22 protein-coding genes and 1 tRNA gene are annotated in these 26,093 nt (G+C 73.7%); 14 read left to right on the forward strand and 9 right to left on the reverse strand.

What is annotated here, in order from left to right:
- Positions 1-25: 25 nt before the first annotated feature.
- The 6 genes from M3147_RS05040 to M3147_RS05065 all read left to right on the forward strand — a co-directional run bounded on the left by M3147_RS05040 (position 26) and on the right by M3147_RS05065 (position 6,754).
- Entirely contained in the window at positions 26-1,459 is a 1,434-nt protein-coding gene (locus M3147_RS05040) for an amidase (protein ID WP_251202387.1), read from the forward strand.
- 178 nt (positions 1,460-1,637) lie between these two features.
- Positions 1,638-2,606, forward strand: a complete 969-nt coding sequence (locus tag M3147_RS05045; RefSeq protein WP_251202388.1) for a siderophore-interacting protein — start codon at positions 1,638-1,640, stop codon at positions 2,604-2,606.
- Complete coding sequence (locus tag M3147_RS05050) at positions 2,606-3,700, forward strand: FecCD family ABC transporter permease (protein ID WP_251202389.1); 1,095 nt, start codon at positions 2,606-2,608, stop codon at positions 3,698-3,700. The genes M3147_RS05045 and M3147_RS05050 overlap by 1 nt, the downstream gene beginning before the upstream one ends.
- On the forward strand, positions 3,697-4,767 hold the full coding sequence (locus tag M3147_RS05055; RefSeq protein ID WP_251202390.1) for a FecCD family ABC transporter permease: 1,071 nt from the start codon (positions 3,697-3,699) through the stop codon (positions 4,765-4,767). Before M3147_RS05050 ends, M3147_RS05055 begins: the two co-directional genes overlap by 4 nt.
- Positions 4,764-5,681 (forward strand): ABC transporter ATP-binding protein, encoded by a 918-nt coding sequence (locus M3147_RS05060; RefSeq protein WP_251202391.1) that lies wholly within the window; start codon positions 4,764-4,766, stop codon positions 5,679-5,681. The genes M3147_RS05055 and M3147_RS05060 overlap by 4 nt, the downstream gene beginning before the upstream one ends.
- A gap of 44 nt (positions 5,682-5,725) precedes the next feature.
- The gene (locus M3147_RS05065) at positions 5,726-6,754 is read left to right on the forward strand and encodes an iron-siderophore ABC transporter substrate-binding protein (protein WP_251202392.1); all 1,029 of its coding nucleotides are present in this window, start codon (positions 5,726-5,728) and stop codon (positions 6,752-6,754) included.
- Positions 6,755-6,992: 238 nt separating this feature from the next.
- On the opposite strand, the gene M3147_RS05070 is transcribed toward M3147_RS05065, so the two are convergent.
- From M3147_RS05070 to M3147_RS05110, 9 genes are all read right to left on the reverse strand, one after another.
- The gene (locus M3147_RS05070; protein ID WP_439954183.1) at positions 6,993-7,406 is read right to left on the reverse strand and encodes a Fe-S oxidoreductase; all 414 of its coding nucleotides are present in this window, start codon (positions 7,404-7,406) and stop codon (positions 6,993-6,995) included.
- Positions 7,403-8,254 (reverse strand): arginase family protein, encoded by an 852-nt coding sequence (locus M3147_RS05075; RefSeq protein ID WP_251202393.1) that lies wholly within the window; start codon positions 8,252-8,254, stop codon positions 7,403-7,405. The genes M3147_RS05070 and M3147_RS05075 overlap by 4 nt, the downstream gene beginning before the upstream one ends.
- A gap of 94 nt (positions 8,255-8,348) precedes the next feature.
- On the reverse strand, positions 8,349-9,083 hold the full coding sequence (locus M3147_RS05080) for a PspA/IM30 family protein (protein ID WP_251202394.1): 735 nt from the start codon (positions 9,081-9,083) through the stop codon (positions 8,349-8,351).
- A gap of 115 nt (positions 9,084-9,198) precedes the next feature.
- Positions 9,199-11,229: a TPM domain-containing protein gene (locus M3147_RS05085; RefSeq protein WP_251202395.1), complete on the reverse strand. Its 2,031-nt coding sequence runs from the start codon at positions 11,227-11,229 to the stop codon at positions 9,199-9,201.
- Between the two features lie 84 nt (positions 11,230-11,313).
- Positions 11,314-12,120, reverse strand: coding sequence for a hypothetical protein (locus M3147_RS05090; RefSeq protein ID WP_251202396.1), 807 nt, complete (start codon positions 12,118-12,120; stop codon positions 11,314-11,316).
- Positions 12,101-12,637: a sigma-70 family RNA polymerase sigma factor gene (locus M3147_RS05095; RefSeq protein WP_251202397.1), complete on the reverse strand. Its 537-nt coding sequence runs from the start codon at positions 12,635-12,637 to the stop codon at positions 12,101-12,103. Before M3147_RS05095 ends, M3147_RS05090 begins: the two co-directional genes overlap by 20 nt.
- A 190-nt stretch (positions 12,638-12,827) precedes the next feature.
- Positions 12,828-12,900: transfer RNA gene (locus M3147_RS05100), tRNA-Arg, on the reverse strand.
- 50 nt (positions 12,901-12,950) lie between these two features.
- The gene (locus M3147_RS05105) at positions 12,951-14,144 is read right to left on the reverse strand and encodes an ROK family transcriptional regulator (RefSeq protein WP_251202398.1); all 1,194 of its coding nucleotides are present in this window, start codon (positions 14,142-14,144) and stop codon (positions 12,951-12,953) included.
- Positions 14,145-14,182: 38 nt separating this feature from the next.
- Positions 14,183-14,809: a DUF3558 family protein gene (locus M3147_RS05110; protein ID WP_251202399.1), complete on the reverse strand. Its 627-nt coding sequence runs from the start codon at positions 14,807-14,809 to the stop codon at positions 14,183-14,185.
- 39 nt (positions 14,810-14,848) lie between these two features.
- Here M3147_RS05110 and M3147_RS05115 point away from each other — a divergent pair, with 39 nt between their 5' ends.
- The 8 genes from M3147_RS05115 to prfA all read left to right on the forward strand — a co-directional run bounded on the left by M3147_RS05115 (position 14,849) and on the right by prfA (position 25,776).
- Positions 14,849-16,522: an arginine--tRNA ligase gene (locus tag M3147_RS05115; protein WP_251202400.1), complete on the forward strand. Its 1,674-nt coding sequence runs from the start codon at positions 14,849-14,851 to the stop codon at positions 16,520-16,522.
- A gap of 10 nt (positions 16,523-16,532) precedes the next feature.
- Positions 16,533-17,339, forward strand: a complete 807-nt coding sequence (locus M3147_RS05120) for an LmeA family phospholipid-binding protein (RefSeq protein ID WP_251202401.1) — start codon at positions 16,533-16,535, stop codon at positions 17,337-17,339.
- A gap of 166 nt (positions 17,340-17,505) precedes the next feature.
- Positions 17,506-18,939, forward strand: coding sequence for a diaminopimelate decarboxylase (gene lysA / locus M3147_RS05125; protein ID WP_251202402.1), 1,434 nt, complete (start codon positions 17,506-17,508; stop codon positions 18,937-18,939).
- Positions 18,936-20,246 (forward strand): homoserine dehydrogenase, encoded by a 1,311-nt coding sequence (locus M3147_RS05130; RefSeq protein ID WP_251202403.1) that lies wholly within the window; start codon positions 18,936-18,938, stop codon positions 20,244-20,246. The genes lysA and M3147_RS05130 overlap by 4 nt, the downstream gene beginning before the upstream one ends.
- Positions 20,243-21,340 carry a threonine synthase gene (thrC, locus tag M3147_RS05135; RefSeq protein WP_251202404.1) on the forward strand — a complete coding sequence of 366 codons (1,098 nt, stop codon included), beginning with the start codon at positions 20,243-20,245 and terminating at the stop codon, positions 21,338-21,340. The genes M3147_RS05130 and thrC overlap by 4 nt, the downstream gene beginning before the upstream one ends.
- Before the next feature lie 20 nt (positions 21,341-21,360).
- A complete protein-coding gene (gene thrB / locus M3147_RS05140; protein ID WP_251202405.1) occupies positions 21,361-22,302 on the forward strand; it encodes a homoserine kinase in 942 nt (313 codons plus the stop codon).
- A gap of 257 nt (positions 22,303-22,559) precedes the next feature.
- Positions 22,560-24,692, forward strand: coding sequence for a transcription termination factor Rho (gene rho / locus M3147_RS05145; protein ID WP_251202406.1), 2,133 nt, complete (start codon positions 22,560-22,562; stop codon positions 24,690-24,692).
- Between the two features lie 7 nt (positions 24,693-24,699).
- Positions 24,700-25,776, forward strand: a complete 1,077-nt coding sequence (gene prfA / locus M3147_RS05150; RefSeq protein WP_251202407.1) for a peptide chain release factor 1 — start codon at positions 24,700-24,702, stop codon at positions 25,774-25,776.
- Positions 25,777-26,093 lie beyond the last annotated feature (317 nt).

The raw sequence follows: 26,093 nt of genomic DNA on the forward strand, positions 1-26,093 counted from the left end.
CTCCCGTCGGTCGTAGGCTCGACGGATGAGCGAACCGGTGGAACTGCACGACGCGACCGCCCTCGAACTGCACCAGCTGCTCCAGCGCGGCCGCATCTCGCCGAGCGAGCTCGCCGCCCATTTCCTCGCGAGGATCGAGCGGCTGGGGCCCGAGCTCGGCGCCTTCGCCCACGTGGACGCGGATGCCGCGCTCGAACGCGCCCGGCTCGTCGAGCGGGCGGTGCCGAAGACGGCGCCGCCCTGGGGCATGCCGCTCGCGGACAAGGACCTGCAGCTCCGCGCCGGGATGCCGGCCCGCTTCGGCTCCCGCGCCTTCGCCGGGTTCGTGCCGACCGAGTCCGATGCGCTCGTCCGCGACGTCGACCGGGCCGGCGCCGTGAGCCTCGGCAAGACGGCGACGCCCGAGTTCGGACTGCCCTCGTACACCGAAGGGCTCGCCTTCCCGCCGGCGCGCACCGCGTGGGACCTGTCCCGCGGCGCCGGCGGCTCGAGCGGTGGTGCCGCGGCGGCGGTCGCCGCCGGCCTGCTGCCGTTCGCCCCCGGGTCGGACGGCGGGGGCTCGATCCGGATCCCGGCGGCCTCCTGCGGGCTCGTCGGGCTGAAGCCCTCTCGCGGCCGGGTGCCGGGCGGCTCGGGGATCGGCAGCCTCGCCGGCCTGGGCGTCGCCGGCCCGATCGCGCGTACCGTCGCGGATGCCGCGCTGCTCCTGGACGGGCTGGTCGCCCCAGTGGGGTATCCGGCCGAGCATCCCTTCGCGCTCCGGCCCGCCGGCGGCGACGGCCCCTTCCTCGGGGCTGCGATCCGGGGCGAGGGCCGGTTCCAGCTCGGCGTGATGACCGACACCCCGTGGGACGAGTTCACGGAGATCGTCATCGAGCCGGAGGCGCGCGCCGCCCTCGACCGGGGCATCGAGCTGGCCGAGCGGCTCGGCCACGGCGTCGAGGCGGTGCCGCCCGTGCCGGAGCCGGACTACGCCGACGCCTTCCGTGCGGTGTGGCAGGCGGGGGCCGGCGGCATCCCGGTGCGGGGCGAGGGGGAGGAGCTGCTGGAGCCGCTCACGAGGTGGCTGCTGCGTCGCGGACGGGCGCTGCCGGCGACCGAACTCGTCGCGGCACTGTCGTGGCTCTCGGACTACGAGCAGCGCGTCATCCGCCGGCTCGCGAGCTACGACGCGGTGCTCACCCCTGCGCTCGCGATGACGCCGCGCCCGGTCGGCTGGTACGACGCCGAGGATGGCGAGCGGAACTTCGCCCAGCAGGTCGCGTTCACGCCGTTCACCTCCTTCGTGAACGTGACCGGGCTGCCCGCGATCACGGTGCCGGTGAGTTTCACCGAGGGCGGCCTGCCGATGGGCGTGCAGCTCATCGGACGTCCCGGCGGCGAGGCGGTGCTGCTGTCGATCGCCGCGCAGTTCGAGCGTCGGGCGGGGATCGTGGGGCAGCGCCCGCCCGTCTGGTGATCCCGCCCCGCCCCGCCCGCCTCGCCCGGTCGTGCGTCGCGCCCGGTGCGACAACTCAGGAACGCGTCCAGGACAGGCCCGGATTCTCGGGCCGTGCGGGAATGCTCGAGGGCCATATCGGGCAGATGTTCCTGAATTGTCTCTTCGCACACGGGGAGGCGTGTGCGAGACTTAGGTAATGCTTACCTCAGTAGCGGAGTCGGTCGTCCGGCCGCGACCGGCGTACCGCACCTTCCGCGCCGCCGTCGCGCGCGCCGAACGGCTCTCGCCCCACTTCGTCCGGGTCACCTTCGCGGGTGAGGAGCTCGCCGACTTCGGCACGGCCGGTCTCGATCAGCGGGTGAAGCTCGTGTTCCCGATCGAGGGCCGCGGCTTCGCCGACTTCCCCGCGGGCGAGGACTGGTACCGCGCCTGGCGGGAGCTGCCCGCCGACCGGCGAAACGCGTTCCGCACCTACACGGTGCGCGCCGTGCGGCCGGGCCGCCGCGAGGTCGACGTCGACTTCGCCCTGCACGGCGACCTCGGCCCCGCCTCCGCCTGGGCAGCTCGCGCGAGCGAGGGCGACGAACTCCTCATCATCGGGCCGGACGAGCGCAGCCCGGAGCGCACCGTGGGCATCGATTTCCGCCCCGGCGCGGTCGACACGGTGCTGCTCGCCGGTGACGAGACCGCGGCGCCCGCGATCTGCGCGATCCTCGAGCAGCTCCCGGCGGATGCCTCGGGCGCCGCCCTCATCGAGGTGCCGAGCCCCGCCGACGTCCTCCAGGTCGCCGCGCCGGAGGGCGTCGAGGTGCGCTGGCTCGCCCGCTCGTCGGCCGACGCCGTGCACGGCGAGCGACTGGTGCCCGCGGTGCGGGACTGGGTGGCCCGGGCGACGACGCCGATCGACGACCGGCCGGCGACCGACGCCGCGGCGGACGCCTCGGCCGCCGCGCTCTCCGCGGCCGAGCTGGCCGACGGCGACGATGTCCCGCTCTGGGACGTGCCCGAGGGCCGGAGCCTCGACGGAGCCTGCTACGCGTGGCTCGCCGGCGAGGCATCCGTCATCACTTCGCTGCGTCGTTTCCTCGTGCGCGACGCCGGACTCGACCGTCGTCAGGTCGCGTTCATGGGCTACTGGCGGCGCGGTCGCGCCGAACTGGAGTGATGCCGGCGACCGCCTCCCGCCCGGACGGATCGAGCACGCCCGAGTCCGGTGAGAGCCCCGCGGCGGCCGCCGCCGCGTCCGCGCCGGCGCCGCGCCGAACGAAGCGGGCCCGGCCCGGCCGCATCGCCCTCGTCTTCCTCGTCGCGTCCGTCGTCCTCGTGCTGATGGTGCTCGCGAGCCTCGCGTTCGGCGTCCGGGCGATGGACCCCGCCCAAGTCTGGCGGGCGATCTTCTCTCCCGACACGGCCGACCCCGACCAGTTCGTCGTGCTCCAGCTGCGCGTGCCGCGCACCGTCATCGGCCTCGTCGCGGGCGTCGCGCTCGGCCTCGCCGGCACCGTCATCCAGGGCGTCACCCGGAACCCGATCGCCGACCCGGGCCTGCTCGGCATCAACGCCGGGGCCTCCCTCGCTGTCGTTCTCGGGATCTCCTTCCTCGGCCTCGTCGACCCGCTCGGCTACATCTGGCTCGCCTTCGCCGGCGCCGCACTCGCGGCGGTCGCGGTGTTCTCGATCGGCCACGGCGAGCCGGTGCGTCTCGCGCTCGTCGGCGCCGCCGTGACGGCCTTCATCACACCGCTCATCGCGCTCGTGCTGCTGCAGGACACCGAGGCCTTCAACCAGTACCGCTTCTGGGCCGTCGGCTCCCTGACAGGTCGGGAGCTGTCGACGGTGGGCGTGCTCTGGCCCTTCCTCCTCGTCGGCGCCGTGCTCGCCTTCTTCCTGGCCCACCGGCTGAACCTCCTCGCCCTCGGCGAAGACGTCGCGAGCGCCCTCGGTCAGCGCGTCGGGGTCACCCGTGCGCTCGCCGGAGCGGCGATCGTGCTCCTGTGCGGCACCGCGACCGCGCTCGCCGGTCCGATCGCGCTCGTCGGACTCGTGGTCCCGCACGCGGCGCGCCGGCTCATCGGCAGCGACTACCGGCTCGTGATGCCGCTCGCGCTGCTGCTCGGGCCGATCATGCTGCTCGCCGCCGACGTCCTCGGCCGGCTCATCGTGCCGAATGCGGAACTCGAGGCGGGCGTCGTCGCGGCCTTCCTCGGCGCTCCCGTGCTCATCGCCGTCGCGCGCAGCCGGAAAGTGGCCGGCCTGTGAGCGCGGTGGAGGCCGAGCGCGACCGCACGGCGACGACACGGCCGGCCGGGGTCGCGCTGCTGCACCAGGTGCGCCGCCGACGCCGCAGGCGCGAGCTCACGGTCGTGCTGATCGTCGCGGCCCTGGGGCTCGCCGTCGCGCTCGCCGCCGCCTCGCTCGGTGCCGCCGCCGTCTCTCCCGACCGGGTGCTCGCGGTGCTGCTCGGGCAGGGCGAGCGGGTGGAGCGCTTCGTCGTGCTCGAACTGCGTCTGCCGCGGATCGTGGCCGCCCTCGTCGTCGGCTGGGCCTTCGGCCTGTCCGGCTCGGTGTTCCAGGCGGTGCTGCGCAATCCGCTCGCGAGCCCCGATATCCTCGGCATCTCGTCGGGCGCGAGCCTCGGTGCGGTCTGGGCGATGCTCGGACTCGGCCTTGCGGGCGTCTGGGTCGCCGGCTTCGCCTTCGCGGGGGGTCTCGCCGTCGCCGTGATCATCTGGGCGGCCGCCTGGCGCCAGGGGTTGCACGGCATCCGCTTCGTGCTCGTCGGCGTGGGGCTCGCGTACGTCTGCGGCTCGACGGTCAGCTGGCTGCTCGCCCGCGGCGACGTCCGGCAGGCGCAACAGGCGCTGCACTGGACGGTCGGCAGCGTCGCGGACGTGCGGGGCGACGACCTCGCCGGGCTCCTCCTCGGGGTCGCCGTCATGTCGCTCGCGGTGGCGCTCGCCTCCAGGATGCTCGCCGTGCTCGCACTCGGCGACGACCACGCCGCCTCGCTCGGCGCGCGGGCGCACACGGGTCGCGTGGTCCTGCTCGCCGCGGCCGTCGGGCTCGTCGCCGTCGCCGCGGCGATCGCCGGCCCGATCGCGTTCGTCGCGCTCATCGCCCCCGCCGTCGCCCGCCGACTCGTCGGCGGCGGCGGCGCGGCACTCGTCGCCTCGGCCGTCGTCGGCGGCGTGCTCACGCTCTCCGCGGACGTCGTCGGCCAGTTCGCGATCCCGGGGGTCACCGCCCCCGTCGGCATCGTCACCGGCCTCATCGGCGCCCCCTATCTGCTCTGGCTGCTCGCCCGCACCGAGAGGACTCGCGCATGACCCCCCGCGCACGCACCGTCGACCCGGCCGAGGCATCCGTCGCCCCGGGCGGAGCTGCCGCGCCGCCAGGCGACCACGCCCTGGGACTCGCCGCCGACGGGGTGAGTCTCGGCTACGACGGCCGGCGCATCATCGACGACCTCTCGTTGCGGCTGCCGGCCGGGCGCATCACGGCCATCGTCGGCCCGAACGCGTGCGGCAAGTCGACCCTCCTGCGCGGTCTCGCCCGCCTGCACCCGCTCGAGGGCGGCCGAGTCACGCTCGACGGCCGGGACGTCGGGCGGATGCCGCGCCGCGACCTCGCCCGACGGCTCGGCGTGCTGCCGCAATCCTCGATCGCCCCCGACGGCGTGCGTGTCGCCGATCTGGTGGGCCGGGGCCGCTACCCGCATCAGGGCTGGTTCGGTCGGCATTCGAGCGGTGACGACCGGGCTGTGGCGGAGGCGCTCGAGGCGACGGGCACGGCCGAGCTCGCCGACCGGCCGATCGACGAGCTCTCCGGGGGGCAGCGCCAGCGGGTGTGGATCGCGATGGTGCTCGCGCAGCAGCCCGACGTGATGCTGCTCGACGAGCCGACCACGTACCTCGATCTTGCGCACCAGCTCGAGCTGCTGGACCTGCTGACCTCGCTGAACCGGGAGCGGGGCACGACGATCGTGATGGTGCTGCACGAGCTGAACCTCGCCGCCCGGTACGCCGATCACCTCGTCGTGATGTCGGGCGGCCGGGTGGTGGCCGAGGGGGAGCCGGCCCGCGTGCTCGACCGCGACACGGTACACGGAGCGTTCGGGCTCGAGGCCGAGGTGATCGACGATCCGGTCTCCGGCGGGCCGCTCATCGTGCCGATCGGGCGTTTCCACGCGGGGCAGCCCGTCACCGGAGGTCATCCCGGTTCCCATTCCACTGAAGCTTAGGTTAGCCTGTCCTTATCATCCCCCGACCGACTCAAGGAGTCTCCGTGCGTTCTCGCCGTCCCCTGCTCGCCGTGGCCGCCGCCGCCGTCACCGCGATCGCCCTCTCCGCCTGCGCCGGCGGGAGCGCCGAGCCCACGCCGAGTGACGCCGCCGTCACCGGGGAGGGCTTCCCGATCACGATGGAACACGCCCTCGGCGAGACCGTGATCGAGAAGGCACCCGAACGCGTCGCCACCTGGGGCTGGGGCTCCACCGAGGCGGCCGTCGCCCTCGGCGTCTACCCCGTCGCGATCGGCGAGCAGGTGTGGACGGTCGGCGCCGACAACTACCTTCCGTGGGTCGAGGCGGCCTACGAGGACGCCGGCGTCGAGCTGCCGACCCTGCTGAGCGACCCGGAGGGCGGCGCGACCGTGCCCTACGAGGAGTTCATCGAGGCCGACCCCGACCTGATCCTCGCCCCGTACTCCGGCCTCACGCAGGAGCAGTACGACACGCTCTCCGAGATCGCCCCGGTCGTCGCATACCCCGAGGCGCCGTGGACCACCCCCTGGGACGAGGAGATCCGCATCACCGCCGAGGCGCTCGGCCTCGCCGAGCAGGGCGACGAGCTGCTGGCCTCGATCTCGGACCAGCTCGCCGAGACCGCCGCGGCCCACCCCGAGTTCGCCGGCAAGACCTTCGCCGGCATCTGGGACGGCGACGGCTTCGTCTCGGTCTACACGGCGGCCGACTCCAGGATCGAGGTGCTGACCGAGCTCGGCCTCGAGGTCGCACCGAGCGTCTCGAAGCTCGACACGAGCGACGGCGGCTTCTACTACGAGCTGAGCTACGAGCAGCTCGACCAGCTCGACGCCGACTTCATCGTGAGCTACCACTCCTCGAAGGAGGAGGCCGACGCGTTCCTCACCAAGCCCGAGGTGCAGGCCATCCCCGCGGTCGCCGCGGGCAGGGTCGCCCAGGTCTCCGACCCCGTCACGGTCTCGTCGGTGTCGCCGCCGACCGCGCTCAGCTTCGACTGGGAGGGCGGCCTGCCGACCCTCGTCGACGCGATCGCGGCGGCGCTCGCCAAGTAGTCGGCCTCCGCTGGTTCCCTGAGCCCGTCGAAGGGCCGCTTCGACACGCTCGGCGAACCGCCGAGGCATCCGGGCCGTTCCGTGTCGCTCGCCGTCCCTGCCTTCCACAACTCAGGAACAATCCGACCGGCATCCCTGCGAAGCCGCGCTTCGCGCAACGGCACGTCGCGCATAATCGCCAGATGTTCCTGAGTTGTGTAGGCGGCGGAGGGAGCGGGGGCGGCGGCGGGGAGCGGCGTCAGCGACGGCGGGGGAGGTAGCCGCCGTCCTCGAGGCCGGCCTCGATCTCGAACCGGTTCTTCAGCGGGTCGCGCCCGGCGACGAAGTAGAGCAGCGGGAAGAGCATGCCGTACCTCCGCCACTGCTGTCGGTGCACCGCCTCGTGCACGAGCACTCGCCGGCCGACGTTGCGGTCGGTGAGGTAGCAGCCGCCGACGCAGGATCCGCCGCGGCCGAACGTCCACTTCGGCATCCCCTGGAAGACCCAGAGCCCGTTGCGGCGCTCGACGCGTCCGGTGCTCCAGAGCGAGCCCCAGACGAACCCGACCGCCGTGGCCCACCAGTAGCCGACCCGGCTGACGGGCGAGTCGGTGAGGCGCAGCACGAAGCGGCGCGGCTCCCGGGACGGGATGCCGCGGGCCCCGCCCGTCACGCCTCGCCCCGGTCGGCCGAGGTGAGCGCGGCGACGAGGCGCAGGATGGTCGGCAGATCGTCCTCGGCGGCCAGGGGCGAGCCCGGGGCGAAGCCCGCGATCGCCGCGCCCGCGATCGGGAAGCGGGCGACCACCGCGCGGAGCGTCGCGGCGAGGGTCGCGGCGTCGACCCCGAACGGGAGCGGGTAGGACAGCCCGGCGAGCGCGGACGGGTCGAGCACATCGAGGTCCATGTGCACGAACACCCGCTTCGCACCGGTCGCCTCGAGGGCGCCGACCACGACCGTCGGATCGGAGAGGTCCTCGACGGTGAGGGTCTGCACCCCGTGCTCGTCGATGTAGCGGCGCTCCTCGTCGTCGAACGCGCGGGCGCCGCCGAGCACGATGCGCCCGGGCGGGATCCGGTGCGTTTCGTCGAGGGTGAGGCCGTCCGCGCCCTCACCGGCGATGGCGCGGAGGGTCATCCCGCCGAAGCCGCCGGAGGGCGAACTGTCCGGCGTGTTCAGATCGGGGTGGGCGTCGAGCCAGAGCACCGCGAGCTCGCCGTCGCCGCGTGCCGAGGCGTGCCCGACCGCGGCGAGCGAGGCCCCGCAGTCGCCGCCGATCGTGAGCGCCCAGTCGGGCACCTGTTCGAGGGCGAGCTCGGCGGCGTCGCGCACCCGGCGGATCGTGCTGTACCGCTGGATGCCGGTGCCGAGGGCCTCGCCGGCCTCGACGGGCACCTCGACGGCGATGGTCGCGGCCGACGGCAGGTCGCCGCGGATCGCCTCGGCCCCGTCGACGTGGCTCATCGCGCGAGCGGAGACGGAACCCTGCCAGAGGGGGACGACGACGAAGGTGGCCGGCATGGACTCCAGTATCGCCCCTTCGCGGAGCATCGGGGGAGAAACGGCGGATGCCCCGGGCGGTTCGCCCGGGGCATCCGACTCGCGCGCGGACGGATCAGCCGCCGATCGCGCCCTGGCCGCCGCCGGCCTTCAGCGCGGCGAGCCGCGCGTCGACCTCGGTGAGCTCGCCGAGGTCGTCGAGCTCGTTGAACTGGGCGTCGAGGCTCGACGCGGCGATCTCGGCCTGGCCCCGGACGAGCGCCTCCTCGCGGCGGATCTTCTGCTCGAAGCGGCCGAGGTCGCTCGTCGGGTCGAGGATGTCGATCGACTTGACCGCGTCCTGCACCTGACGCTGCGCCTGGGCGGTCTTCGCGCGGGCGACGAGCTCGTTGCGCTTGTTCTGCAGCTCGACGAGCTTCTGCTTCATGCCGTTCAGGCCGGCCTTCAGCTTGTCGACGACGTCGGTCTGCGCCGCGATCTGCGGCTCGGCGGCCTTCGCCTCGTTCTCGGACGAGATCTGCCGGCTGAGGGCGACCTTCGCGAGGTTGTCGAACTTGTCGGCCCCGGCTGCGTCGCCCGAGCCGCGGAGCTCGTCGGCCTTGCGGCTCGCAGCGAGGGCCTTGTCGCCCCACTCCTTCGCGGCGTCGACGTCCTCGCGGTGGTCGTCCTCGAGGAGGCGCAGGTTGCCGATCGTCTCCGCGATGGCGGCCTCGGCGTCGGCGATGGAGTTCGTGTAGTCGCGCACCATCTGATCGAGCATCTTCTGCGGGTCTTCGGCCTCGTCGAGCAGCGCGTTGATGTTCGCGCGGACGAGCTGCGAGATGCGACCGAAGATGGACTGTTTGACCATGGCGGTTCCTTTCCTGTGGCGGGTCAGCGGATGCCGTCGGCATCCGCGGGGTCGTCGGGCCGGCCGGGGCCGGCGGGTCGGCCGGGGCCGGTGCGTGTGGGGCGGGCTGTGCGGATCAGAATCGGCCTCCGCTCCCGCGGCGGGATCGCGTGCCTGAGCCGCCGAAGCTCCCTGCGGAGCGGCGCCCGGAGCTGCCGCCGCCGAATCCGCCGAAGCCGCCCGACGAGCTTGAGCCGCCGCCCCAACCGCTGCTCGAGCGGCGTCCGCCGCCGCCTCCTCCGAGCAGGTTGTCGATGAGGATGCCGCCGAGCACGGCACCGAACAGGTCGCCGCCGGAGCTCCGCCCGGCCGGGGCCGCGGGGCCGCCGAATCCGCCGCCGTAACCGCCCCCACCGCCGAATCCGCCGACGTCGGTGCGCGCGAGCGAGATCGCCTCGTCGGCGAGGCGTTCGGCCTGCTGCGCGGTGGCGAGCGCCGCGACGGGGTCGCCGGGCGCCTGGCTGCCTGCCTCGGTGACGAGCCGGCGCGCCTCGGCGACCCTGGTGCGCGCCTCCGGGCCGATCGCGCCGCGGCGCGCCACGATGTAGTCCTCCGCCGTCTGCGCTTTGGCCGAGGCGGCAGCGAGGGTGCGCTGCAGCTGCGCGGCCGCGCGCTGGGCGCGTTCGGCCGCGTCGCGCGCCCCGGCGATGGCCTGATCGATGGCGGCGTTCGCCTGCGCGAGCCGCGCCTGCAGGGCGAGGGGATCACGAGCGGCGCCCGAGAGTGCGCTGCGGAGCGCGGCCGCCTCCGCGGCGGTCTGCTCGGCGAGTGCCGCGAGCCCGTCGCCCGGCATCCCGCGGGCCGTCTGCACGTCGTGCTCGAGATCCGCCACCCCGGCGGCGACCGCCGCGTCCGCGGCGGAGAGTTCGGCCGCGAGCCGTTCCACCGCCGCCGCGAGCAGCTTCGCCTGGTCGACGGCCTCCTCGGCGGCGCGGATCTCGACGGCGGCGGGACCCTGTTCGCCGCGAGCGATGGCGGCCTCCGCCTCGGTCATCGCCTCGCGGGCGAAGTCGAGGCGGGCGCGAGCCTGCGTCGGGTTGTCGGCGATCGCGGCCAGCGCCGGGCCCGCGTACTGCGCCTGGAGCGAGGCGAGCCGCGCGGCCGCCGGGGCGGCATTCGTCTCGACCGAGGCGGCGGCCTGACGCACGCGGGCGAGCGCCTCGGGTGCGGTCCGCTCGAGTTCGCGGAGGGCGTCGAAACGTTCCGCCTGCGCGTCGAGCAGGGCGTCGGCCTCGCCGGTCACGCGGATAATCGTCGTGTACCACTCGCGGCGCTGCTCGTCGGTGTCGGGGACCTCGTCGTCGAGCTGTTGCTGGATCGCGAACGCCTCGCGCACCTTGCCCTTCGCCGCGGCGAGCGCCTCCCGGAAGGGCGCGGTGGCCTCGTCGCCGTAGGAGGCGACGGCGAAGCCGAGCTCCTCCTCGCTCGTCTTCAGGGCGTCGTCGATCTGCACGAGCGCCCCGCCGGCCGTGCGGCGCAGCTCCTCGAGCGACGGCGGTGGGGGACCGGCCGCCCCGGCGGCCCCGGCGCCGCGCCGACGGCGCGAGCGCACCACGAGCACGATGACGACCACGACGGCCGCGACGACGAGGAGGGCGATGACCCAGCCCCACCAGCCGCCGCCCGCGCCGGCGCCGCCCGCGATCGCGTCGGCCGCGGCGGTCGCGGCGCCCGCCCAGTCGCCGTCGCGGAGGCGCGGTTCGACGATCTCCGAGCTGATGCGGTCGAGCTCCGCGTCGGAGAGGGAGGCGTTCTGGTCGGCCGAGAGGTAGTAGGCGCGGCCGTCGACGGCGACCGCGAGGAGGTAGTCCTCGGCGCCCATGTTCGCGCCGACGGCGGTGTCCGCCGCCCATTCGACGGCGGAGGAGGGATTCGTGAACTCGTCGACGTAGGCGACGTAGAGCTGGCGGCCGCTGCGGTCGCCGGCCGCGACGAGGGCCTGCTCGACCGAGGCGAGCTGCTCGCCGAGCACGCCCGCCTGATCGACCACGGGCGAACTGCCGAACGAGACCGGGTCCTCGGCGTGCGCGATGCCCGCGGGCACGGCCACCGCGGCCAGGACGGCGCCGAGCGCCAGCAGCATCGAACCCAGACGTCGCTTCGACATGTACCAGCAGCCCTCCGCCCCGGGACCAGACGCTCCAGAGTCTATGTCCCGCCCCCGAACGGGCGCCACCGCGCGGGCCCGCGTTCAGCGGACGGTCAGCTCCACGGCCTCCGAGACGAGCGGGACGCCGAGCGCGGCACCGGGGGCGGCGAGCGCCACTGCGGCGCTCAGCCGGTACTCGCCGGGGGCCAGCGCCGGGAGGGCGCCGGGATCGGCGAGCGAGGCGTCGTCGTCGCAGCGCACGGCCCGCAGGGTGGCGGCGAGCTCAACCGAGGCACCGGGATCGAGCTCCAGCGGGGTCCGGACGGCTTCGAGCCCGCTCGTGTGCCACCGTGTCACCTCGTCGGCGATCGTCAGGGCTGGGCCGGCGAACAGCTCGCCGCGGTAGCGCGTCTCACCCGTGTTGGTGAGGACCACGGTCGCCTGCGCGCTGCCGCCGGCGTCGAGCCGGCCGACCGAGGCGATCGAGATCGTGAGGCCGTCGGCGCCGGGCGCGGTCGCCCCGACCGGGGGCGCGCCGCAGGCGTTCAGGCGGTCGACCGGTCGCAGCACGAGCTCCTCCTCCGGCGGCTCGTCGGCGGGGGCGACTCCGGTCGAGGGAAGCGACTGCCCCTCGGTCTCGGCATCCGTATCGGCCGACGAGCTCACCGGCGCGTCGGCCGTGGTCGACCCGGCGTTCAGCCCGAGACCGCCGGTCAGTGCGATCCCGCCGATGGCGAGCACCGCGACCGCGGCGGCGGTCCCGCCGACGAGGGTCGTGCGCCGTCGCCGGCGTTCCCGGCGACTGCGGGCGAGCACCTCGTCGAGGTCGAGCCGGGCGCCCCCGGCGTTCGAGGCATCCGCTCGCAGCGCCCGCCGCAGCTCATCGGGGTCAGGAGGTGGGGTGGGCATGTTCGCCTCCCGTTCTCGCGGCCGGATCGGCCGCGGCCAGCACGGAGGAGAGCGCCCTGAGCCCGTCGCTCAGGTAGCGCTTGACCGAGCCCTCGGCGATGCCGAGGAGCCGCGCGATCTCGGCGACCGGCAGGTCCTCGTAATACCGCAGCACGAGGCACGCCGACTGACGCGGCGAGAGCGCGCGGAGCCGCTCGGCGAGGTCGATCCGTTCATCCACCGCATCGGCGGCGGAGACGGGGAGATCCGGTTCGACGGCCAGGTGCCTGACCCGGCGCCAGGTGTCCCGCCGCCTGGAGCGGTCGATGACGAGGTTCAGGATGGCCCGGCGCACGTACGCTTCGGCGCGCGGCAGCTCCAGCGAGCGCCGGGGCCTGCCGAAGGTGCGGACGAGGGCGTCCTGCACGAGATCCGCGGCCTCCTCGCGGTCGCCGCAGAGCAGGTACGCGTACCGCAGGAGGGCGTCGCCGCGTTCGGCGACGAGCCGCTCCGCTACCCGGTCCCATGCGCTCGCCACGTTGGTTCCTCCCGACGACGGACGATCCGCCGTCACCCATACAGACGAACGAGTCGCCGGTTCGGTTGGGGCAGCCGTCTCCCCGACGCTACCGGGCCCTGCCGGCCGCGGCGGGCATCGGGCGGGATCATCGCGCACGAGCCGGAAACACGAATGACGCGGGACTCGTGTCCCGCGTCATTCGAACTCGTGCCCCCGGAGGGATTCGAACCCCCGACCTACGGTACCGGAAACCGGCGCTCTATCCCCTGAGCTACGGAGGCGCACAGCTGTCAACAGTAGCACCCCGCGAGGGGCGATCCGAACGCCGCGGTCAGTGCACGACGAGGCTCGCGACGGTGTCGAGCAGGTCCTCGCGCACCTTGGCGCGGAGGTAGGTGCGGGCGCCGCGGAGGACCGGGACGTCGCGCACCTCGGTCGCCACGACCTCGGGGTACCAGCGGCTGATCCGCCGGATCGCCGACTGCACGACGACCGCGAGCTCGTCGCCGCCGATCGCCGCGACCGGGCCGGCGAGCACCAGCTGGCGAGGGTCGAGCGTGGCGAGCAGCGGCAGCACGGCATGTGCGATCCGCTCGCCGAACTCGGCGGTGAAGCGGGCGCGGACCTCGGGGCCGGCGGCCGCGAGGGCGGCGAGCGCCGTGGGGTGGTCGCCGGCGGGCAGCCCCTCGGCGCGGACGAAGCGCTCGACCGCGCGGCCGCCGACGAGGTCCTGCACGGTCTGCGCCTCGGGGTCCATCGCGCGCGCCTCGGCCGACAGGGGCAGGAAGCCGATCTCGCCCGCGCCGCCGAAGCTGCCCCGATGCAGGTCGCCCGCGACGTCGAAGGAGGCGCCGACGCCGTTGCCGAGCCACACGAGCGCGAACACCTCGCCGTCGACCCCGGCGCCGGAGTCGCGCTCGGCGACGGCGGCGAGGTTCACGTCGTTCTCGATGAACACCGTCCGGTCGAGCGCCGCCTCGAGCGTCGCCCGGACGTGCAGCACCGGCCAGCCGGGAAGCGTCTCGGTGAACAGAGCGCCCTCCTCACCCGGGTCGACGTAGCCCGCGGTGCCGATCACGACGGTGTGCACCGCCGCTGGATCGGTGCCGGCCGCGGCGCTCGCGTCGGCGATCGCCCGTCGGATCTCGGCGACCGCGTCACGGTCGGCGACTGCGGCGGGCAGGGCGAAGCGGGCGACCGGATGCTCCGTGCCGACCGCGTCGACGACGGTCGCCCGGAGCTCGGCCGCATCGAGATCGACGGCCACGCCGAGCGGCCGGTCGACGCGCGCGGCGTAGAGGGCGGCGTTCCGGCCGGGGCTGCCGGCGACCGTGCCGCGCTCCTCGATCACGCCGGCCGCGAGGAGCCGGGTCATCATCAGCGACGCCGTGGGCTTGGAGACGCCGACGATCTCGCAGATGCGGTTGCGGGTGAGCGGACCGTGGTCGAGCAGAGCGGAGAGCCCCACCCGGTCGTTGACCGCGCCGAGCCACGATGGCGTCCCCTTGGCAGATCGCGCCGCCATCTTCGCTCCTCTCCGCTCCGGTCCACCCGGGACCGGCGTCACGCCGGCAGGTTCGACAGCACCGCCTCGACGAGCTGCTGGGCGTCGCCCGGCTCGAAGAGCGCACTCGACTCGATGACGACCCAGTAGCCGGACTCGGTGAAGATCTGCGCCTCGCCGGTGTTGCCGGATTGGCGGAAGTAGCCCTCCACCGCGGGCGGGGTGCCGTAGGTGGGGACGGCGTTGGAGGAGGACGCCGCCTGATTGCGCGCCGACTCCAGGACGGAGGGGGTGGGGGTCGCCACGCCGAGCTGGATCGGGTCGCCGCTCGTCTGGTTCAGCCAGCCGCACGCGGTGCCGCCGGCGTCGACCGTCGCGGTGACATCGGCGGAGGTGGGCTCGAAGCCGTCCTGCAGGCCGAAGTTCGGGTTGAAGGCGTAGATCTGCTCCGGAGTGATGAGCGTGTCGCAGTCTGCGGCGAACGGCGTCGGAGTCTCCGAGGGCGTGGGCGTCGGCGATTCGCTCGGAGCCCCGGTCGTCGCCGTCGGCGCCGAGCTCGGCGACCCGCTCGGCGCGGGGGACTCGCTCGCGCAGCCGGCGAGCGCGGCGGTCGCCGTCAGAGCGACGAGGAGCGCCGAGACGGCCCTCGGTGACCGGACGGCGGGGGAGCGGTGCATGCGCGACATGGGAGGAACCCTATCAATCACGAACGATAGGATTCGTGCGTGACTCCAGCCGATCTTTCGCATGCCCTGTCCGACCTCGTCGCCGCCCTCGTGGAGCGACGTCGCGCGGCGGGCGCGGAGCTCGAGCTCGAGGTCACCCCGGAGCAGATCGTGCTCGAGCGGCCGAAGCTGCGCGAGCACGGCGACTGGGCCTCGAGCATCGCGCTGCGCATCGCGAAGCCGCTCGGCGCGAACCCCCGCGAGATCGCCACGGAGCTCGCTGCGGGCCTTGCGGAGCTCGACGGTGTCGCGAGCGCCGAGGTCGCCGGCCCCGGCTTCATCAACATCCGCCTCGACGCCGCTGCCGCCGGCGCCCTCGCGAAGACGATCGTCGACGCCGGGGCCGGGTACGGACACGGCACGAGCCAGGCCGGCCGGGTGATCAACATGGAGTTCGTCTCGGCGAACCCCACCGGCCCCCTGCACATCGGCCACACCCGTTGGGCGGCGCTCGGCGACTCGATCAGCCGCGTGCTGCGCGCCGCGGGCGCCGAGGTCGCGAACGAGTACTACATCAACGACGCCGGCAACCAGATGGACAACTTCGGGGCGTCGGTGCTCGCCGCCGCGAAGGGCGAGCCCACGCCCGAAGGCGGCTACCCGGGCCAGTACATCGCCGACCTCGCGAAGATCGTGCTCGAGCGCGAGCCGAACCTCGGCGAGCTCGACGACGCGGCCGCGCTGCACACCGCTCGCGAGATCGCCTACGAGCACCAGCTGGCCGAGATCAAGGCCTCGCTCGACCGCTTCAACGTGCACTTCGACGTGTGGACGAGCGAGCGCCGCCTGCACCAGAAGGACGACGAGGGCGTCTCCGCGATCGACGCGGCGCTCGAGCGGCTGCGCGCCCAGGGCCACGTCTACGAGGCCGACGACGCGATCTGGGTGAAGACGACCGACTTCGGCGACGACAAAGATCGCGTGTTCTGCCGCTCGAACGGCGTGCCCACCTACTTCGCCGCCGACGCCGCGTACTACCTCGACAAGGGCGACCGCGGCTTCGAGCACAAGATGTACCTGCTCGGCGCCGACCACCACGGCTACGTGCACCGGCTGAAGGCCGTCGCGGGCGCCGCGGGCGAGGACCCCGAGCGCGATATCGAGATCCTCATCGGCCAGCTCGTCTCCGTGAACGGCGCACGGCTGTCCAAGCGCGCCGGGAACATCATCGAGCTCGACGACCTGCAGGCCTGGCTCGGCACCGACGCGCTCCGGTACACGCTCGCCCGCTACCCGGCCGACTCGCCGATCGCGATCGACCCGGAGGTGCTGAAGCGCCGCACCAACGACAACCCCGTCTTCTACGTGCAGTACGCGCACGCCCGCACGGCGGCCGTCGCGCGGAACGCCGCGGCGTCCGGCGTCGACCGCTCCGAGTTCGCTCCGGAGCTGCTCGAGCACGAGACGGAGTCGGCCCTGCTCGGCGCCCTGCAGGAGTTCCCGCGCGTCGTGGCGCAGGCGGCGGAGCTGCGCGAGCCGCACCGCGTCGCCCGGTATCTCGAGGAGCTCGCCGCGCTCTATCACCGCTGGTACGACACCTGCCGGGTGCTGCCGCTCGGCGAGGAGCCGGTCGGCGCGCTGCACCGCACCCGGCTGTGGCTGAACGACGCCGCGGGCCAGGTGCTCCGCAACGGCCTCGATCTCCTCGGCGTCTCGGCGCCCGAGCGGATGTGACGAGGGCACGATGAGCGAGGCCGCGACGGTGCCGATCGACCCGGCTCCTGGCGCCCGGGAGCCGAAGCCGAAACGGCGCGGGCTCCGCGCTCTCGTCATCGTGCTCGTGGTGGTGGTCGTGCTCGGCGTGGCCGCGGTCGTCGCCGACGGCATCGCCCGCGGCATCGCGCAGCAGCAGGTGTCGGCGAAGATCCAGCAGAAGCTGCCCGAGGGCGTGCAGGGCGACGTCGACGTCCGCATCGGGGGATTCTCCGTCATCGCCCAGTACCTCTCCGGCCGCATGGACGAGGTCGAGCTCTCCGCCCCCGAGCTCGAGGTGCGCGGCGCGCCGGTCGCGGTCGACGTCACTCTCCACGGGGTGCCCGTCGACCTCGCCGAACCGGTCGGCCGGCTCTCCGCCCGCGTCTCGATCGGGCAGGACGCGCTGAACACCCTCATCGCCGAAGCGGGCACCGCCGCGGCGGTGGGCACCGTCGAGCTCGGCGACGGCACGGTCGGCTACGCCGGCCAGGCCGAGCTGCTCGGCTTCACGGTGGACTACACGGCGAGCGCGCGCCCGGAGGCCGCCGGCGACGAGGTGCTGCTCACCCCGGTCGACGTCTCCGTGGGCGCCCTCGGCGGCAGTATCGACGTCTCAGGGCTCGTCGAGCGGCTGCTCGGTGAGGAGCCGATCGCCGTGTGCGTCGCGCAGTACCTGCCGGAGGGGCTCCGGGCGGAGCGGGTGCAGGTCGAGCCGGGAACGGCCACGGGGTGGCTCGGCGCGGAGCGCTTCGTGCTCGACGGCGAGAGCCTGGCGACGACCGGGAACTGCGACTGAGTCCGGCGCTCCGAACGCGTCGTCATCAATTTCAGCGGCTCCCGCACGCTCGATAGACTCGCGATGATCCGCCGAGGCGGATGACGCCGACTGGCTTCAGGGACCAATCCGGGTTCGCTCGCCGCGCAGCACGCCCCCAAGCTCCCGCATCCCGTGAGGTTCGTACGTGGCAGGACACGCAGCAGACCGCGGCACCCTCGAGGTGCCCACCGACCCCAACGCGCTCGCCGAGGGCGTGTGGCCCGCGAGCGCGACGCGCGACGCCGAGGGCCGGCTCGTCGTCGGCGGCGTCGACGCCGCGACGCTGGCGTCCCGCTTCGGCACGCCGCTGTACGTGCTCGACGAGGGCGAGGTGCGGGCCAGGGCCATCCGCACCCGCGAGGCCTTCGAGGCCGCGGCGCGCCGAATCGGCACCGAGACGACGGTGTACTACGCGGGCAAGGCCTTCCTCTCCACGGCGATCGTCCGCTGGGTGACCGAGTCCGGTCTCGCGGTCGACGTCTGCTCGGGAGGCGAGCTCGCCGTCGCTCTCGCCGCCGGGGCCGACCCCGCGCGGCTCGGCTTCCACGGCAACAACAAGTCGGAGACGGAGATCGCCGCCGCGGTCGAGGCGGGCGTGGGCGCCCTCATCATCGACAGCGAGATCGAGATCGAGCGGGTCGCCCGGGCGGCGGCCGCAGCCGGGCGCGTGCAGCGCGTCCGGCTCCGGGTGAACAGCGGCGTGCACGCCTCGACGCACGAGTTCCTCGCCACCGCCCACGAGGACCAGAAGTTCGGCGTCACGCTCGGCCGTGCGGTCGAGCTCGGCGAGCGCATCCGCTCGCACCCCTCGCTCGAGTTCCTGGGCCTGCACTGCCACATCGGCTCGCAGATCTTCGACGCGGCCGGCTTCGCCGAGTCGGCGGCGCGGCTCCTCGCCGAGCACGCCGCGCTCCTCGCCACGGGCCCCGTGCCCGAGCTGAACCTCGGCGGCGGCTTCGGCATCGCCTACACCGCGGCCGACGATCCGGCGCCCATCGAGCGCATCGCCGACGGCATCGCCGACGCGGTGGCCGAGGGCTGCCGCGCCCTCGGCATCCCCGTTCCGAAGCTCGCCTTCGAGCCCGGCCGCACCATCGTGGGTCCCGCCGGCATCACCCTCTACCGGGTCGGCACGGTGAAGCCCGTGCCGACCGAGGAGGGCTGGCGGCACTACGTCTCGGTCGACGGCGGCATGAGCGACAACGCGCGCTTCGCGCTCTACGGGGCCGACTACTCGGCCCGGCTCGCCTCGCGCAGCTCGGCGGAGCCCGCCGCGCTCGTCCGCATCGCGGGCAAGCACTGCGAGGCCGGCGACATCGTGGTCGACCGCGAGTACCTGCCGCACGACGTCGGGCCGGGCGATCTCGTCGCCGTCGCCGCGACCGGAGCGTACTGCTGGTCGCTCTCGAGCAACTACAACCACGTGCCCCGCCCGGCGGTCGTCGCCGTCGACGGGGGCGCCGCGCGCGTCATCGTCCGCGGCGAGACCATCGCCGATCTCCTCGCCCGCGACGTCGGGCACGAGGCATCCGGAACCACGGACGCCGTCTCCACCCCAGCCGAAGGGACCTCAGAATGATCGAGTACCGCTCCATCCGCGTCGCACTCCTGGGCGCAGGGTCGGTCGGATCGCAGGTCGCGAGGCTCCTCCTCGAGCACGGCGACGAGCTGGCCCAGCGCATCGGCGCGCGGCTCGAGCTCGTCGGCATCGCGGTCCGCGACGTCGACGCCCGCCGCGATGTCGAGTTGCCCCGCGAGCTCCTCACGACCGACGCGGAGACGCTCATCCTCGGCGCCGACGTCGTCATCGAGCTGATGGGGGGCATCGAACCGGCCCGGGGCCTCGTGCTCCAGGCGATCGGCTCCGGCGCCGACGTCGTCACGGGCAACAAGGCGCTCATCGCCGCGCACGGCCCGGAGCTCTTCGCCGCGGCCGAGCAGGTCGGCGCGCAGCTCTCCTACGAGGCCGCCGTCGGCGGGGCGATCCCGATCATCCGGCCGCTCCGCGACTCGCTCGCCGGCGACCGGGTCGAGCGCATCCTCGGCATCGTGAACGGCACGACGAACTTCATCCTCGACCGCATGGACACGACGGGCGCCTCCCTCGAGGACGCCCTCGCCACCGCGACCGAGCTCGGCTACGCCGAGGCCGACCCGACGGCCGACATCGGCGGGTACGACGCGGCGCAGAAGGCCGCGATCCTCGCGAGCCTCGCCTTCCACACGACGGTCCCGATCGAGGAGGTGCACCGCGAGGGCATCACCCAGGTGAGCGCGGAGCAGGTGGAGTCGGCCCGGAAGGCCGGGTACGTCGTGAAACTCCTCGCGATCTGCGAGCGGATCGCGGATGACGCGACCGGCGAGGAGGGCGTCTCGGCCCGGGTCTACCCGGCGCTCGTGCCCCGCAGCCATCCCCTCGCCGCCGTGCACGGGGCGAACAACGCGGTCTTCGTCGAGGCCGCCGCCGCCGGTCCGCTGATGTTCTACGGCGCGGGCGCCGGCGGGGTGCAGACGGCCTCCGCCGTGCTCGGCGACCTCGTCGCGATCGCCCGCCGCCACGTCATCGGCGGCCCGGGCACCGCGGAGTCGACGAACGCCGCCCTGCCGGTGCTGCCGATCGACCGCATCACGACCCGCTACGCCATCACGCTCGAGGTGGCCGACGAGCCGGGCGTGCTCGCCACGATCGCGCACGTCTTCGCCGACCACGGCGTCTCGGTCGAGCAGCTCGAGCAGACCGTCGACGAGGCCTCCGGCCGGGCTACGCTGGTCATCGGCACGCACGAGGCCAGTGAGGGCGCCCTCGCCCAGACCGTCGCCGCGCTCGCGGCGAGCCCGGTCGTCGTGTCGGTCGCGTCCGTCCTCCGAGTCGAAGGAGCCCAGTGAACCAGCCCACCCCCAAGCCGGGTTCGCGCCAGTGGCGCGGCGTCATCCGCGAGTACGCCTCGAGGCTCGACGTCACCGACGCCACCCCCATCGTCTCCCTCGGCGAGGGGGGCACACCGCTGATCCCCGCGCCCGCGCTCGGCCGCCGAACGGGCGCCGACGTCTGGGTGAAGTTCGAGGGCATGAACCCGACCGGCTCGTTCAAGGACCGCGGCATGACCATGGCCGTCACGAAGGCGGTCGAGCGCGGCGCCGAGGTCGTGATCTGCGCCTCGACGGGCAACACGTCCGCCTCGGCGGCCGCCTATGCGGCGCACGCCGGCATCACCGCGGCGGTGCTCGTGCCCGAGGGCAAGGTCGCGATGGGCAAGCTCAGCCAGGCCGTCGCGCACGGCGCGCGCATCATCCAGCTGCAGGGCACCTTCGACGACTGCCTCGACATCGCCCGCGAGCTCGCCGACGTGCACCCCGTGCACCTCGTGAACTCGGTGAACAACGACCGCATCGAGGGGCAGAAGACGGCGGCGTTCGAGGTCGTCGAGGTGCTCGGCGACGCGCCCGACTTCCACTTCGTGCCGGTCGGCAACGCCGGCAACTACACGGCGTACACGCGCGGCTACCGCGAGGACATCCAGGCGGGCAACGCCACTCGGATGCCTCGGATGTTCGGCTTCCAGGCCGCCGGCTCGGCGCCTATCGTCCGCGGTGAGCCGGTGCGCGACCCCGAGACGATCGCGAGCGCCATCCGCATCGGCAATCCCGCCTCGTGGGAGCTCGCGCTCGCGGCACGGGACGAGACCGACGGCTACTTCGGCGCGATCGCCGACGAGCGCATCCTCGAGGCCCAGCGCATCCTCTCCGCCGAGGTCGGCATCTTCGTCGAGCCGGCGTCCGCGATCTCCGTCGCGGGCCTGCTCGAGCGTGCGGAGGCCGGGCAGGTCCCGGCCGGCTCGCGCGTCGTGCTCACCGTCACCGGCCACGGTCTGAAGGACCCGCAGTGGGCGGTCCGGCGTGCCGACGGCACGGAGGAGCAGCCGGTCGTCGTCCCGGTCGACACGGCCCAGGTCGCCTCGCTGCTGGAGCTCGGCGCGTGAGCGGCGGGATGCCCGGCGCGATGCCGGACCAGCAGCTGCCCGAAGCCCCCGGCATCGCGGGACGCTCCATCCTCGTGAAGGTGCCCGCCACCTCGGCGAACCTCGGCCCCGGGTTCGACACGCTCGGGCTCGCGCTCGCCCAGTACGACGAGCTCGAGGTCAGCGTGATCGACGCCGGCCTCGAGATCGAGGTGCACGGCGTCGGCGCCGGCGAGGTGCCGCTCGACGACTCGCACCTCGTCGTGCGCGCCGCGGCGCACAGCTTCGCCCGGGCGGGGTACGCCCTCCCGCCGATCCGGCTCGTCGCGCGGAACACGATCCCGCACGGCCGCGGGCTCGGCTCCTCCGGAGCGGCCATCGTCGCGGGCGTCATGATCGCGAAGGGGCTCCTCGAGGGCATCGTCGAGTTCGACGCCGACCGGCTGCTCGAGCTCGCGACCGAGCTCGAGGGCCACCCCGACAACGTCGCCCCGGCGCTCTTCGGCGGGCTCACGATCGCGTGGACCACGCCAGAGGGCCCCCGGCACAAGAAGCTCATCGTGCACCGCGGCGTCTCGCCGCTCGTGCTCGTGCCCGAGCACGAGATGTCGACGGCGCTCGCCCGTTCGCTGCAGCCCGAGCAGGTGCCGCACGAGGACGCGGTGTTCAACGTCTCGCGCTCGGCCCTGCTCGTCGCGGCGCTCATCCAGAGCCCCGAGCTGCTGCTCGCGGCCACGGAGGACAAGCTGCACCAGAACTACCGCGCGCAGGCGATGCCCGAGACCGACGCCCTCATCCGGGCGCTGCGCGCTGCGGGGCATCCCGCGGTCGTCTCCGGTGCCGGGCCCTCGATCCTCGTCCTCGCGAGCGACCCCGCCCAGCGGGCGGAGGCCGCCGCGCTCGTGGCCGAGCGCGCGGAGACGGCGTGGCAGGCGCTGCCGCTCGCGGTCGACTTCAAGGGCGCGACGGTCCAAGCGGGCTGAGCCGGCACCCGGCGGACGGTTCCGTACGGATCCGCGCGTCGCGGTTCGTCCCGAGGCGGGGTCGGGTGCTAGACTCGACCCCGCACCCGACGACCGACACGCGGTTCGCGTCCGTCGCCGCATGGTGCGATTCCCGGCAATTCATTGCTCTCGCTCACGCGCAGGTCTGCGCCCCGTGCGCATCGATCGCCCGCTGTCGAGCGACCAGCCCTTCCGAGCCCGCGAATCTCGCGGCCGGGGGAAAGGAACATACCCCAGTGACCAACGGAACCGACCGCGTCCAGAACGCGGCCAGCACCGCAGAACTCAAGAGCCTCAAGGTGGCCGAGCTCGTCGAGCTCGCCGGCTCCCTCGGCATCGCCGGCGCTTCGAAGCGCCGCAAGGGCGAGCTGATCGAGCTGATCGAGGCGCAGCAGGCAGCCGGCAGCGTCGAGCTCGACGTCCCGGCGGAGGCCGCTGCGGCCGTCGTCGAGGCCCCGGCCGAGCCGGCGCCCGCCGCCGAGCCCGAGGCCCCCGCGACGGAGGCCCCCGCGACGGAGGCCCCCGCGACGGAGGCCCCCGCCGAGGCACCGGTCCAGGCCGATGTGCCGGTCGAGGCATCCGCTCCGGCCGAAGCGCCCGCCGAGGCATCCGCCCCGACCGAGGCCCCCGCCCGTCGCGGCCGCCAGTCGCGTCGCGTGACGAGCAGCGGCACCGCCGCCGTGCAGCACGTGAACGGCGGCGGAGCCGGCGTGCCGCTCGTCCCCGGCGACGACGAGGCGGCCCGCGAGGCCGCCCGCGCCGCGGTGCGCGAGGAGCTCGCGGCGGCCACCGGCGAAGCGGGCCAGCGCCCGGCCGCCGAGGCCGAGCAGGGCGAGACGCCCGAGCCCCGTCAGGGGCGCCGCCGCGGCCGCCGTGGCGGTGAGCGCAACGGCGACGACAAGCAGCAGAACGGCCGCGGTGAGTCGCAGCCCGAGGGTGAGAAGTCGCAGGGCGGTCGCAACGGCGACGCCCGCAACGCCGAGCGCAAGAACGACAAGAACGACAAGCACGACGGCGACAAGCCCGCCGACGGCGACAAGGGCGGCGAGAAGCAGGCCCGCGAAAAGTCGGGCCAGCAGAACCAGCAGGGCGGCCAGCAGAACCAGCAGCAGGACGGCGAGGGCGGCCGTCGCAGCCGGTACCGCGACCGCAAGCGCCGCGGTCAGGGCGGGGGCGGCGACGAGGTCGAGCCCGAGATCCTCGACGACGACGTGCTGATCCCGGTCGCCGGCATCCTCGATGTCCTCGACAACTACGCCTTCGTGCGCACGACCGGCTACCTGCCCGGCCCGAGCGACGTCTACGTCTCGCTCGGCCAGGTGAAGAAGTACCACCTGCGCAAGGGCGACGCCGTGGTCGGCGCCATCAAGCAGCCCCGCGACGGCGAGGGCAACAGCCGCCAGAAGTACAACGCGCTGGTGAAGGTCGACTCCATCAACGGCCAGACGACCGATGAGGCCGCGGCGCGCGTCGACTTCCAGAAGCTCACGCCGCTCTACCCGCAGGACCGCCTGCGCCTCGAGACCGAGCCGACGAAGCTCACCCAGCGCATCATCGACCTCGTCGCCCCGATCGGCAAGGGCCAGCGCGGCCTCATCGTCGCGCCGCCGAAGGCCGGCAAGACGATCGTCCTGCAGCAGATCGCCAACGCGATCTCGCAGAACAACCCCGAGGTCCACCTCATGGTCGTGCTCGTCGACGAGCGCCCCGAAGAGGTCACCGACATGGAGCGCACGGTGAAGGGCGAGGTCATCGCCTCCACCTTCGACCGTCCCGCCGAGGACCACACCACCGTCGCCGAGCTCGCCATCGAGCGCGCGAAGCGCCTCGTGGAGCTCGGTCACGACGTTGTCGTGCTGCTCGACTCGATCACCCGTCTCGGCCGCGCGTACAACCTCGCCGCGCCGACCTCGGGCCGCGTGCTCTCCGGCGGTGTCGACGCCTCGGCGCTGTACCCGCCGAAGCGCTTCTTCGGCGCAGCGCGCAACATCGAGAACGGCGGCTCGCTCACCATCCTCGCCACCGCGCTCGTCGAGACCGGGTCGAAGATGGACGAGGTCATCTTCGAGGAGTTCAAGGGCACCGGCAACAGCGAGCTGCGGCTCAGCCGTCAGCTCGCCGACAAGCGGATCTTCCCGGCCGTCGACGTGAACGCGTCGTCCACCCGTCGCGAGGAGATGCTGCTGAGCCCCGACGAGGTGAAGATCACCTGGAAGCTCCGTCGTGCGCTCGCCGGCCTCGAGCCGCAGCAGGCGCTCGAGGCGGTCCTCGGCCGGCTGAAGGAGACCCAGTCGAACACCGAGTTCCTGCTCCTCATGCAGAAGTCGGCGCCGGTCGGCGGGCACTCGAACGAGTCCGACCACCGCTGATCCGCCGATGTTCGAATCCGTCCAGCCGCTGATCGCCGAGCACGGCGCGCTCCAGCAGGAGCTCGCCGACCCGGCGCTGCACGCCGACCCCGCTCGAGCGAAGAAGGCGAATCGGCGCTACGCGGAGCTCTCGAAGATCGTCGCCGCCCACGACACCTGGGTGCAGGCCGGCGACGATCTCGAGGCCGCCCGCGAGCTGGCGAAGGAGGACGACGCGTTCGCCGAGGAGGTGCCGGCGCTCGAGGCCGCCCTCGCCGAGGCGCAGGAGAAGCTGCGGCGCCTGCTGATCCCGCGCGACCCCGACGACGGGCGCGATGTGATCATGGAGATCAAGGGCGGCGAGGGCGGCGCCGAGAGCGCGCTGTTCGCCGCCGACCTGCTGCGCATGTACATCCAGTACGCGCAGTCCAAGGGGTGGAAGACGGAGCTGCTCGAGCGCAACGAGTCCGACCTCGGCGGCTACAAGGACGTCCAGGTCGCTATCAAGTCGAACGCCAGCGATCCCTCGCAGGGGGTGTGGGCGCACCTCAAGTACGAGGGCGGCGTGCACCGCGTGCAGCGGGTGCCGGTGACGGAGACGCAGGGGCGCATCCACACGTCGACGACCGGGGTGCTCGTGTTCCCCGAGGTCGACGAGCCCGAAGAGGTCGACATCAACCAGAACGACCTCAAGATCGACGTCTACCGGTCTTCGGGCCCCGGCGGGCAGTCGGTGAACACCACCGACTCGGCGGTGCGCATCACGCACCTGCCCACCGGCATCGTCGTCTCGATGCAGAACGAGAAGTCGCAGCTGCAGAACCGCGAAGCGGCCATGCGCGTGCTCCGCGCCCGGCTGCTCGCCCGGCAGCAGGAGGAGCTCGCCGCGGCCGCTTCCGACGCCCGCAAGTCGCAGATCCGCTCGATGGATCGCTCGGAGCGCATCCGCACCTACAACTTCCCCGAGAATCGCATCGCCGATCACCGCACCGGGTACAAGGCGTACAACCTCGACCAGGTCATGAACGGCGCCCTCGACCCCATCATCGAGTCGGCCATCCGCGCCGACGAGGAGTCGCAGCTGGCCGCGCACGGCGACGAGTAGGCGCGGCTGCGCGGGCGCTGCGCGCTGACGGCCCGAGAACACCGGCTGCCTGGCGGCTGACGGCGAGCTGACGGCCCTCACCACCTCCGGTGACTCCCCGAGGCATCCGCGCCAGTTCGTGCTCGTTGCGCCACTTGGAGTGGCGCGTGGCCGTCGAAGTGGCGCGGATGCCTCGGCCCTCCGCCCTGCGGTGCGCGGGAGGGGTGCGGGCGCGCCACGTACGCGGCTGGGGGTCCGTTCGCCGCACCGGTGATGGCGGTGTGCGCCAGTTCGTGCTCGTTGCGCCACTTGGAGTGGCGCGTGGCGGTCGAAGTGGC

It is taken from the genome of Agromyces mediolanus (assembly GCF_023715325.1).
Taxonomy (GTDB): domain Bacteria; phylum Actinomycetota; class Actinomycetes; order Actinomycetales; family Microbacteriaceae; genus Agromyces; species Agromyces mediolanus_A.